The 11,098-nt window shown below is 47.3% G+C and carries 9 protein-coding genes and 1 tRNA gene; 7 read left to right on the plus strand and 3 right to left on the minus strand.

All coding sequences use genetic code 11. The features are described from left to right. Positions 1-41: 41 nt before the first annotated feature. Together ACESPU_RS18700 and ACESPU_RS18705 are read right to left on the minus strand one after the other, a co-directional pair. The gene (locus tag ACESPU_RS18700) at positions 42-656 is read right to left on the minus strand and encodes a recombinase family protein (protein WP_008773311.1); all 615 of its coding nucleotides are present in this window, start codon (positions 654-656) and stop codon (positions 42-44) included. A gap of 139 nt (positions 657-795) precedes the next feature. Further along, positions 796-882: transfer RNA gene (locus ACESPU_RS18705), tRNA-Ser, on the minus strand. A 139-nt stretch (positions 883-1,021) separates the two neighbouring features. On the opposite strand from ACESPU_RS18705, the gene mltG reads away from it, so the two are divergent. The 7 genes from mltG (at position 1,022) to ACESPU_RS18740 (ending at position 10,253) form a co-directional block, all read left to right on the plus strand. Beyond that, positions 1,022-2,071 (plus strand): endolytic transglycosylase MltG, encoded by a 1,050-nt coding sequence (mltG, locus tag ACESPU_RS18710; RefSeq protein ID WP_122144931.1) that lies wholly within the window; start codon positions 1,022-1,024, stop codon positions 2,069-2,071. A gap of 104 nt (positions 2,072-2,175) precedes the next feature. Then, the gene (locus ACESPU_RS18715) at positions 2,176-3,777 is read left to right on the plus strand and encodes a thiamine pyrophosphate-dependent enzyme (RefSeq protein WP_008780255.1); all 1,602 of its coding nucleotides are present in this window, start codon (positions 2,176-2,178) and stop codon (positions 3,775-3,777) included. After that, a complete protein-coding gene (locus ACESPU_RS18720; RefSeq protein ID WP_034531934.1) occupies positions 3,774-4,355 on the plus strand; it encodes an indolepyruvate oxidoreductase subunit beta in 582 nt (193 codons plus the stop codon). Before ACESPU_RS18715 ends, ACESPU_RS18720 begins: the two co-directional genes overlap by 4 nt. A gap of 297 nt (positions 4,356-4,652) precedes the next feature. Next, on the plus strand, positions 4,653-5,162 hold the full coding sequence (locus ACESPU_RS18725; RefSeq protein WP_008773307.1) for a TlpA disulfide reductase family protein: 510 nt from the start codon (positions 4,653-4,655) through the stop codon (positions 5,160-5,162). A gap of 5 nt (positions 5,163-5,167) precedes the next feature. Then, complete coding sequence (locus ACESPU_RS18730; RefSeq protein ID WP_005865064.1) at positions 5,168-5,956, plus strand: 4Fe-4S binding protein; 789 nt, start codon at positions 5,168-5,170, stop codon at positions 5,954-5,956. Between the two features lie 121 nt (positions 5,957-6,077). Beyond that, positions 6,078-8,504 (plus strand): alpha-L-rhamnosidase N-terminal domain-containing protein, encoded by a 2,427-nt coding sequence (locus ACESPU_RS18735; protein ID WP_158532983.1) that lies wholly within the window; start codon positions 6,078-6,080, stop codon positions 8,502-8,504. A gap of 18 nt (positions 8,505-8,522) precedes the next feature. Further along, a complete protein-coding gene (locus ACESPU_RS18740; RefSeq protein ID WP_057329439.1) occupies positions 8,523-10,253 on the plus strand; it encodes a bifunctional UDP-sugar hydrolase/5'-nucleotidase in 1,731 nt (576 codons plus the stop codon). A 240-nt stretch (positions 10,254-10,493) separates the two neighbouring features. Here the strand turns inward: ACESPU_RS18740 and ACESPU_RS18745 are convergent, their stop codons facing one another. After that, on the minus strand, positions 10,494-10,718 hold the full coding sequence (locus ACESPU_RS18745) for a hypothetical protein (RefSeq protein ID WP_005865070.1): 225 nt from the start codon (positions 10,716-10,718) through the stop codon (positions 10,494-10,496). Positions 10,719-11,098 lie beyond the last annotated feature (380 nt).

Below are 11,098 nucleotides of genomic sequence, written 5' to 3' on the forward strand. Positions count from 1 at the left end.
CCACTTCTGGTATTTCATTGGCATATTGGCACATTGAATCATTATTTCTTCTTCTTCTTTTTCTTATCGGGAAGATACTCTTTCAGAAAGCGTTTGAAGCTACTTAGCGATACATTGTATTTCTCCGCTATCTGGGCGTAAGTCAAGCTCGGATCTTTCAAGTCTTTCTCGATTTGTTCCTTATAAGGCTCCAAGCGTCCCATTTGTTGACTACCTTTCGGACGGCCCAGCACCACACCTTTACTTCTGATCAAGGCAAGGGCTTCCTTCGTACGGATAGAGACCAGCTTTCGCTCGATCTCGGAGACCAGACCGAAGGTAAAGGCCAAAGTCTTACTGTCGATATTATCCTCGAACACATATCCGTCGCTTACGCTACGAAGCGTTACCTTTCGCTCTATACAAAGCAAAATGATATGGATGATCTCGATCATCTTACGGCTCACACGGGATATATCGGACACAAGTATCTCATCCCCGGGACTTAAAGATTTGACAATACTTTCCAGTCTGCGGTTCGCACGAGGACTATTTCCCACCTCTTTAGCCCACTTCCCGATCTCTATCTTCTGAGATTCGGCAAATTCCCGGATCACAGCTTCTTGGACCTCGGAGTTTTGCTTATTATTATATGTTCGGATAAAAGCAATTGTCATAATGTATATATTTAATTATCTCCTTTTAATAACAGATCGACTTACGATAAGTTCAAATATGACAAATATATGAAACACTTTAATTCGGTTGGCTTAAAAACAAAAAAACCAACTAATAAATTTATTAGTTGGCTCTTTGCGGAAGCGGGGGGATTCGAACCCCCGGTACCCTTACGAGTACGTCAGTTTAGCAAACTGGTGGTTTCAGCCACTCACCCACACTTCCTTGTGTGTTCTGTGCTTCTTCCTTAGAATTGCGATGCAAAGGTAGAACTATAATTTTAAATAAACAAGGCTTTGCACATCATTTTTTTCGAAAAAAGATACTACTTTTGTGCCTTATTCTGATATTCAATAGATTATTCATGGATTTGAACAAACAAATTTTATCGAGGCGCCCGATAATTATCGCCTTGATAGCGATTCTCGTTGTTTTGATAGGCGGTGGAGGCTTTTGGGTGTACCGTTTGGCTTGGGCTCCGAATTTTAAGCCGGATAAGACGGTCTATGTCTATATAGATGATAAAAAGGATTTTGATGATCTTTGCCGGCAGTTGAGGGATTCGGCGAACTGTCTCCGTATCGGTAGCTTTAAGCAATTGAGTGGATTGTTGAAGTATCCTGCGTCCATGCGTACCGGTCGATACGCCGTGAAGCCCGGCATGAGTAATTTAACCTTATTGAATGACTTGCGGAGAGGACATCAAGTTGCGGCCCGTGTTACTTTTAATAATGTCCGTTTCAAGGAAGATTTGGCGGAACGTATAAGTGATCAATTGATGTTCGGGAAGGAAAATCTCTTGCGTCTATTGAATGATTCTGTGTATTGCGACTCTTTAGGTTTTACCCCGGAAACGATCAATGCCCTCTTCATTCCTAATACCTATGAGATTTATTGGAATATATCCGCGGATAAATTTATACGTCGCATGAAGCGTGAATATGACGCTTTCTGGACACCGGAACGATTGAAAAAGGCAGAGGAGATCGGGCTTACTCCAGTCGAGGTATCTATCTTGGCTTCTATCGTAGAAGAGGAGACGGCGGCATCGGACGAATATCCAATCGTGGCGGGGCTTTATATCAACCGCCTTCATGCTGGTATTCCTTTACAGGCAGACCCTACCGTAAAGTTCGCGGTGGGGGATTTTTCTTTGCAACGTATCTTATTTGAGCATTTGGAAATAGATTCTCCCTATAATACCTATAAATATGCGGGCCTGCCTCCCGGTCCTCTACGGATTCCTACTATCAAGGGCTTGAATAGCGTATTGAATCATACGAAACATAAATACTTATACATGTGCGCTAAGGAGGATTTCTCGGGACGGCATAATTTCGCCGTGACGTTGGCGGAGCATAACCGTAATGCCAACCGGTATCGGGCGGAGTTGAATAGGCGCCGGATACGGTAATGGATCTAGTATAAATCATAAGTCTCTCATTCTAAATTGAACATTTTTCATTACCTTTGGCGGCTAAATAGTGTGAATAGTCAATATTAAGAAAACAGATACACATGGAAAAACATTTATTTTTGGGGGACGAGGCCATAGCGCAAGCCGCTATAGACGCTGGAATCTCCGGGGTATACGCATACCCGGGAACCCCTTCTACTGAAATCACAGAATATATCCAAGGTTCTCCGGTAACGAAGGAAAGAGGTATCCATTGTCGCTGGAGCGCGAATGAGAAAACCGCCATGGAAGCCGCTTTGGGTATGTGCTATGCCGGTAAACGTGCGCTTTGCTGCATGAAGCACGTGGGTTTGAATGTAGCCGCCGATTGCTTTATGAACGCCGCTATGAGCGGTATCAACGGAGGTATGATCATCCTTACGGCCGACGACCCATCCATGCACTCTTCCCAGAATGAGCAAGACAACCGTATTTATGGCAATTTCGCCATGATCCCGATGTTTGAGCCATCCAGCCAGCAAGAGGCTTATGATATGGTATATCATGGATTCGAGTTATCCGAGAAATTAGGGTATCCTATCTTGCTGCGTGTAACGACCCGTATGGCGCATTCTCGTGCCGGTGTCGTAACCAGCCCGTTGAAGCCGGAGAACCGGATGAATTGTCCGGAAGACGGTCGTCAACGTTTTATCTTACTCCCGGCATTGGCTCGTAAACGTTTCAAGAGTTTGCTGGCGTCTCAAGAGGCTTTCACGGAAGCTTCCGAGAATTCCGCGTATAATAAGTATTTCGATGCCCCGAATAAAGACTTGGGTATCATCACGACGGGTATCGCTTTCAATTATCTTTCCGAGAATTATCCGGACGGTTTCGAGCATCCCGTATTGAAGATCTCCCAGTATCCGCTTCCGAGAAAGCAAGTGGAGAAGATCGTTGGCGAGTGTAAGGAGATCTTGGTGTTGGAAGAGGGATATCCGGTCGTTGAAGAGCAATTAAAAGGTTTCTTGGCGAAAGGCGTGACGGTTCATGGCCGTCTGGACGGTACGCTTCAGCGTGACGGCGAGCTTACGCCAGACGCGGTAGGCAAAGCCTTGGGTAAGGAGATCCAGAGCTATTACGCGATCCCCGAGGTGGTTGAGCAACGTCCGCCCGCCTTGTGCCAAGGTTGTGGACACCGGGATATGTATGAGGCCTTGAACGAGGTGATCGCCGAGTATAACGGTACGGCTAAGGTGTTTGGCGATATCGGCTGTTATACCTTGGGAGCTTTGCCTCCTTTCCGTGCGATCGATTCTTGTATCGATATGGGCGCCTCCATCACGATGGCGAAGGGCGCTTCCGACGCGGGTGTATTCCCGGCTATCTCCGTGATCGGCGATTCTACGTTTACCCATTCCGGTATGACTGGTTTGCTGGATTGCGTGAACGAGAACACGAATATCACCATCGTTATCTCCGATAATGAGACGACGGCCATGACCGGAGGGCAGGATTCCGCCGGAACAGGACGTCTGGAGTCTATCTGCGCCGGTATCGGTGTGGACCCGGCTCACATCCGTGTGATGGTTCCTTTAAAAAAGAACTTCGAGGAGATGAAGTCTATCATCCGTGAGGAAATCGAGTACAAGGGCGTATCCGTATTGATCCCCCGCCGTGAGTGTATCCAGACATTAACCAGAAAGAAAAAAGCAAGCAAGAAATGAAAACAGATATTATACTATCAGGTGTAGGAGGACAGGGTATCCTTTCTATCGCCGCCGTTATTGGAGAAGCCGCCTTAAAAGAAGGTCTGTATATGAAGCAAGCGGAAGTACACGGTATGAGTCAACGGGGGGGAGACGTGCAGTCTAACCTGCGTCTTTCCGACGAGCCGATCGCCTCGGACTTGATCCCGAAGGGCCACGCCGATTTGATCATCTCCTTGGAACCGATGGAGAGCTTGCGTTATCTGCCTTACCTGAAGAAAGAGGGTTGGCTGGTGACGAACTCCCGTCCGTTCGTGAACATCCCGAACTATCCGGAGATCGAGAAAGTGAACGCCGAGTTGGACAAGCTCCCTCACAAGGTCGTATTGGACGTGGAGGAGATCGCCAAGGAAGCGGGTTCTGTCCGTGCCGCCAATATCGTGATGTTGGGTGCAGCTGCCCCATTTATCGGGATCGAGTATGATAAGATCGAGGCGGGAATCCGTCAGATATTCGGTCGTAAGGGCGAGGATATAGTTAATATGAACCTAAAGGCATTGAAAGCCGGTTATGACTTAGCGCAAAGTTTGCGGTAAATCTTTCTCCGGGTTTGCATGATATCAGCGTACGTGACATCTCCGGGTTTCACGTACGTTTTTTTTAACATCTAACCCCCTAGAACTTTTAGAAGAGCTGTCGAGGGGTAGGTACGGCATCAAAAAAACTCTGGAGGCACTGTCGAGGGGTAGGTACAGCATCGAAAAAACTCCGTAGGCGTTGTCGAGGGGTAGGTACGGCACCGTAGAACTTTCGTAAGCCTTAGAATTATGCGGTTTGATGAGAATTTTAATGTATCTTTGTCGCTGAATCCTAAACGAGAAATGATTAAGGTTATGAAGAAGTATTTATTGGTTAGTTTACTAGCGTTATTAGCTTTCGTAGGCAAAGCTCAGGAGGATAACTCCGATATCGTGAAGGTCGGCGATGCCATGCCGTCATTTACGATTGTTTCCGACAACGGGAGTAAGTTGCAGTCCGCTTCGTTAAAGGGAAAAGTGATCCTCGTGAATTTCTTCGCCACTTGGTGTCCTCCCTGCCAAAAAGAATTGGCCGCTGTCCAACAAACCCTCTGGCCGAAATACAAGAACAACAAGGACTTCGTTCTCTTGGTGATCGGGCGTGAGCATTCCGATGCCGATCTACAGAAATATAACGAGAAAAAAGGCTTCGATTTTCCTTTGTATCCCGATAAGGACCGGGCTATTTTCGGCGCTTTCGCCAAGAACTTGATCCCTCGTGGCTATTTGGTCGGAAAAGACGGGAAGATCATTTATACGAGCAAAGGCTATACCGATGAGGAATTTGCTGAGTTAATGACTAAAATAGAGGGTGCGTTAAAATAAGAATCATGAAATATAGTAACATACATTTAATTTATTTTTCTCCGACACACACGTCCGCCAAGATCGTTTACGCGATAGCGGAAGGAATGGGTGCCACTTCGATGTCCGAGTCGGATGTCACTTGTGAGAGTCTGGATATGGAAGAGTATATTGATGATGAGCTGACGATTATAGCCGCTCCTGTATACGGTGGCCGTGTGGCGGAGACTGCCATGGAACGTTTTCGCATGTTCCGTTCTGCCCACCATGCGCCGGTAGTCCCCGTGGTACTGTATGGGAACCGGGATTATGAGGATGCCTTGAAAGAGCTCTGTGATTTAGTGTCGGAACAGGGGTTCGTACCTGTGGCTGCCGGAGCGTTTATTGGCGAGCATTCTTTCAGCCGCAAGGGGATGCCCATTGCCGAGGGGCGTCCGGACGAGTCGGATCTTAATCAGGCTACGGAATTCGGGAAAAAGATTATCGAGGAGCTGGAGAAGGTTTCCTGCGTGGAATGCTTGTCCGCCTTGGAGGTGAAAGGTAATTTCCCGTATCGGGTGAAAGGCCCTTCCACTCCTCAAGCTCCTGTTACGGATAACGATTTATGTACGCAATGTGAGTATTGCGTGGATGTGTGTCCTACACATGCGATATCCTTGGCAGACGAGGGTATGTATAGCGACCCGAACCTATGTATCAAATGTTGCGCCTGCGTGAAAGAGTGTCCCGAGGGCGCACGTACTTTCGATACTCCTTACACGGCGATGCTCCATAAGAACTTTAGCGCACGCAGGGAGCCGGAGATATTCTTCTAATGGAGGACTGGGCATCCGGTATATTGTGAGGGAAAGCGTCAAAAAGCAAAAGTTCTTTTGGCGCTTTCTCTTTTTTTGTACCTTTGTTCGGATCGTTAATCTCAAATAATACCGTGTTTGTATGAAAACCTATTTATTCCTTTTGCTTTTTGTGTTTCAAGCCTTTTCCCTTTCCTCCCAGATTAGCCTGAAAGGGTATAATCAGGAGAAGATCGATCCTTCTCTTTTCGAGGGACGATGGAAAGCCCGTTGGATCTCCTACCCGGGTGAGGCCCCGAATGTATATGGGGTCTATCATTTTCGTAAATCGTTCGATCTGGAGGTGGTTCCTTCCCGGTTTATCGTCCATGTTTCCGCCGATAACCGTTATAAATTATATGTAAACGGGAAATTGGTATCCTTGGGCCCGGCCCGTGGGGATATCTATAACTGGAGTTTCGAGACGGTGGATCTGGCTCCTTATCTGAGGAAAGGGAAGAATACGCTGGCCTCCGTTGTCTGGAATTATGCCGAGCGGAAACCTGTCGCCCAGATCAGTTACGATCAGACGGGTTTTATCCTGCAAGGCAATACGGGGCATGAGGCGGTGGTAAATACGGATACCACTTGGGTCTGCCTGCGTAATAAGGCGTATGCTCCTTGGACCGAATGGCAGGTATTGGGGTATTACGTGGCTGGCCCGGGTGAGGAACTGGAAGCCTCCGCTTATCCTTGGGGCTGGGAACAACCGGATTACGACGACAGGAAATGGGAGAAGGCCGTACGGGGCATGGAGGGTGCCACGAAAGGATCGAGAGATTACCCGGGACGGTTGCTGGTTCCTAGCCCGATACCTCCGATGGACAGCCGGATCGAGCGGCTGGCCAAGCTCCGCCGGTCGGAAGGGATCGAATGCCCGCAAGGATTTCCTTACTGGCCAAAAGCTTTGACGATCCCGGCGAATACAGAGGTCCGCTTGCTTCTGGATAATGATTACTTGACGACGGGTTATTTCTCCTTAGCCTTCAGCAAAGGAAAGGAGGCCGAGATCCATATCGGTTATTCGGAAGCCCTCTATAAGCAAGAAGAGGAATCGACCACTAAATCGTATGCGTTGAATGGCAAGGGACATCGGGACGAGTTGACGGATAAGCAGTTTATCGGGTACGGGGATAAGATACTGGCTGATGGGGGAGATAATCGTCTCTTCACGTCCCTGTGGTGGCGTACATGGAGATATGTGGAGTTGAAAGTGAAGACGGCTTCCGAGCCTTTGGTGATTGAGGATATGTATGGGACTTTCTCCGCCTATCCTTTCCGTAACGAGACCACATTCTCCGCTCCGGGACATGAGGAGCTGGGCCGTATGCTCAAGATAGGATGGCGTACCGCCCGTCTGTGCGCCAATGAGACGTATATGGACTGCCCGTATTACGAGCAACTGCAATATTTCGGGGATACACGCATACAGGCAATGATTTCCATGTATAATACATCAGACCCTTATATGGTGAAGAATGCCATAGAGCAAGGACGGCAGTCCATGGTGGCGGAAGGGATTACGATGAGCCGATATCCGTCTAGCGTACATCAGTTTATATCCTCGTTCTCTCTCTGGTGGATTTGTATGGGGCACGATTATTGGATGTACCGTGGGGATGAGGCATACATGAAGACCTTGCTTCCCGCTTACCGTCAGGTTTTGTCGTGGTACGAGCAATGGTTGAAGCCGGATTATAGTTTGTCCTACGTTCCTCATTGGTTCTTCGTGGATTGGGCGGCCGGTTTTGATTATGGCGAGCCGATACGGGAGAAAGAGGGAAACTCGGCGCTCCAAGATTTGATGTATATAATGACCTTGGAGTTTGCGGCGGAGATGGAACAAGCGATCGGCCTCCCTGCCATGGCGGATCATTACCGGAAGATCGCTACCGAGATGCGTAAGACGATCCGCCCGAAATATTGGGACGCTGCCCGTAATCTATTCGCCGATACGCAGGATCATCGCGGCTATTCCCAGCATGTGAACGCCTTGGCGATCTTGACTGGGGTTACGAAAGGGGAGGAGGCCGTAAAGGTGATGAACCAAACCTTGGCGGATACGAGCTTGATCCAGTGTACGATCTATTTCCGTTATTACTTGAATCAAGCGTTGAAAGTTTCCGGTTTAGGGGATCAGTTTTTGGATAACTTACAAATATGGCGGGATCAGATGGCGTTGGGATTGACCACATGGGCAGAGATGCCGGAGCCATCCCGTTCTGATTGCCATGCTTGGGGAGCCAGTCCGAATATCGAGTTTTACCGGATCTTGTTGGGGATAGATAGCGATGCTCCCGGATTTAGGAAGATACGGATCACTCCGTCTTTGGGAAAACTGAAGGAGGTTTCCGGTACGATCCCACATCCGCTTGGAAGCGTGACCGCCGCTTATAAATTGGATGAGAGAGGTGAGGGAACCGCCCGTCTGGTCTTGCCGGAAGGTACTACGGGTATATTTATCTGGAATGGAAAAGAAATCCCGTTGAAACCGGGCGAACAGGTTATTTCGTTATCTTCGCGTCATTAATCTATCTAAAATCCTGATATGAGACGAGTTTATTCAATTGCCTTATTGCTGCTGGTCGCTCTCGGTCTGTCGGCGACAACGAAGGAAGTAAAGTTGAAATTAGTGGAAACCAGTGATATCCATGGAAACTTCTTCCCGTATAATTTTATCGAGCAGCGGGAGTGGGGAGGAAGTCTGGCACGGGTATATTCGTTCGTGCAAGAAGAACGCCGGGCGTATGGCGATAACCTTTTGCTATTGGATAATGGCGATATCTTGCAAGGACAACCTTCGGCGTATTATTATAATTTCATGGATACGGTCTCTACGCATATAGCTTCCGCCATGATGAATTATATGGGGTACAATGCGGGAAATATGGGTAACCATGATGTAGAGGCTGGCCATGCCGTTTTCGATCGTTGGATCAAACAATGTGATTTCCCAATCTTGGGTGCCAATATTATCCGTACCTCCGACCGGGAGACCTATTTAAAGCCCTATGAGGTATTTGAGCGTGACGGTGTGAAGATCGTTGTACTGGGGATGATTACTCCGGCTATTCCTGTATGGTTGCCGGAGACTCTGTGGCAAGGTCTTTATTTCGCCGATATGGAAGAGACGGCCCGTAAATGGATGAAGATCATTCAGGAGAAGGAGAAGCCGGATGTTGTGGTAGGTATCTTTCATGCGGGAAACGAGGCTCGTACCATGTCCGGCCAGTACCGTGAGGATGCGTCGATGGAGGTTGCCCAGCGCATTCCGGGCTTCGATGTGGTTATGATGGGGCATGATCATCGCCGGTATTGTGGTAAGGTGGCGAATATCGAGGGAGATTCCGTGTTATTGATAAATCCGGCAAGTAATGGGCGTGTAGTCGGTTCCGTTGATGTCGTGTTAAAGATGGAGCATGGAAAGGTTTTGGACAAACAAGTATCGGGTGTTTTGACGGATGTGGATAAGTTGGAGCCTAGCAAGGAGTTTATGGAGAAATTCGCTCCGCAATACAAAGCGGTGAATGATTTTGTCTCCGAGAAGGTGGGAACTTTTACGGAGAGTATCGCGACCCGTCCCGCTTACTTTGGGCCATCCGCTTTTATTGATTTTATTCACTCTTTACAATTGGAGTTGACTGGTGCGGACGTCTCTTTTGCCGCCCCGTTATCCTTTGACGCAAAAATAGATAAAGGGGATATCACGATCAGCGATATGTTCAGTCTTTACAAATATGAGAATATGCTTTATACGATGAATTTGACGGGAGCCGAGATCAAAGGTTTCTTGGAGGAATCATACGCTATGTGGACCAACCGGATGAAATCTCCGGACGATCATGTCTTATTATTGAAAGAGAGAAAGAAAGGACAGGAGAATTATGTCTCATTCGTCAACTTCAGTTTTAACTTTGACTCCGCAGCTGGTATCATTTACACCGTGGACGTAACGAAACCAGAGGGTGAGAAGATTACGATCTTGAAAATGGCGGATAACAGGCCTTTCGACGAGAATAAAACGTATAAAGTAGCTCTCAACTCTTACCGAGGTAATGGAGGAGGTGAGTTATTGACGAAAGGGGCCGGTATTCCCCAAGACGAGTTAAAGAGTCGTATCATTCATTCGACCGATAAAGACCTCCGTTATTATATGATTCAATATATAAAGGAAAAGGGCGTACTTAGCCCACAACCTTTAAACCAATGGCAAATGATCCCGCAGGATTGGACGAGACCGGCGGCCGAACGGGATTGTAAGTTTCTTTTCGGGGAATGAGTTTCCGTCCTTGAAGTGTCTGGTTTGCGATAGTATCTCAATGGGAAACGGTGGTAAAGTCAATGGAATAGAGATGGTTTCTCAATGACTTTACGGCCGTGTCCCATTGACTTTTTTGTATCCCGTATTAGGGATGTTGCTGATAGGTTAGGGCGCAAAGGGCGCATCTTTACGTATGTTTCTAAAACTTTTTCTGTAAATAACGTTTATACCCCTCTTGTCTGTAGAGTGATGTAAATATTATTTTTCTAAAAATGTTTCTTTGAAAGCGTAAAGATGCGCCTTTTGCGCCCTAGGATTTTTGCCGGGGAATTTTCCTGATGCCTTAACATGTGGATATACAGTTGTTTGTGTGGTTCTTCCCTCTTCGGCTTTTTGGGTCTTTGGGGGGCGATATAATGGGTCCTTACCCACGTTTACGTGATCCGAAAGCACTAAAACCAAGTGCATTTCGCATGATTTCATGAGCTAAAAGCCGTTTTTTCTGTGTGATTTCCTATCGGGGCCAAGATCGTTTTTGTCGTTTTCATACGTGCAAATGTACTCGTGGAGCACTTGTTTTAAGTGCACGTGGTGACACGTGAGGCCACGTGGTGGGCCACGTGAGCCGAGAATGGATATCGACGTATTATTAATGTACGCGATCCCCCTCGTGAAAAAAACTTGAAAAATAATACCGGAAAAGTTTGGAGGTTATGTTTTATAACACTACTTTTGCACCCGCATTCGAGAGAACGCCGGTACAAAATGATGAAACAAACTTTTAGAAAAAAAAGTTCCGAAATAATTTGGAAGTTTAAAATAAAAGTCCTTATCTTTGCAGCCACGTTCGCAAAACGAAAGCG

Source organism: Parabacteroides sp. 20_3 (assembly GCF_964238835.1).
Lineage (GTDB): Bacteria > Bacteroidota > Bacteroidia > Bacteroidales > Tannerellaceae > Parabacteroides > Parabacteroides distasonis.